This is a genomic window from Oryzomonas sagensis (assembly GCF_008802355.1).
Lineage (GTDB): Bacteria > Desulfobacterota > Desulfuromonadia > Geobacterales > Pseudopelobacteraceae > Oryzomonas > Oryzomonas sagensis.
Genome location: NZ_VZRA01000013.1, coordinates 1 through 430, shown reverse-complemented (window position 1 = coordinate 430; position 430 = coordinate 1). Strand labels below are relative to the sequence as shown.

Annotated in this window: 1 protein-coding gene; it reads left to right on the top strand. The window is 64.7% G+C overall.

All coding sequences use genetic code 11. The annotated features are described in order from the left end of the window. The coding region (locus F6V30_RS16935) for an RrF2 family transcriptional regulator (protein ID WP_151158425.1) at positions 1 to 430 on the top strand (430 nt) is incomplete at both ends.

Genomic DNA, 430 nt, shown 5'->3' with positions numbered 1-430 from the left:
ACGCGCTCAAGGCGCTCTATCATCTGGCCGGGCAGCCCGCCTCCCAGCCGGTATTGATTTCCGACCTGGCCAAGGCCGGGAACATCCCCAAGAAGTTTCTGGAGTTCATCCTCCTGTCCCTGCGCAAGGGCGGCATCCTCCAGAGCAGGATCGGCAAGGGGGGCGGCTACTACCTGGCATCCCCGCCCGCCAGGATTACCCTGGGCAGCGTGGTGCGGATCCTGGAGGGTGACCTGGCGCCGGTGCAGTGCTTGAGCGAGACCAACTATGCCAAGTGCGACGAATGCGACGACGAGGCGATCTGCGGCATCCGGCTGGTGATGGTGGATGTCAACCAGGCCCTGGCCCGGGTGCTGGACAGCCTGACCCTGGCGGACATGCTCGAGCGGAGCGAAACCGAGCGGAGCAAACGGGCAAACGTGCTGGATTT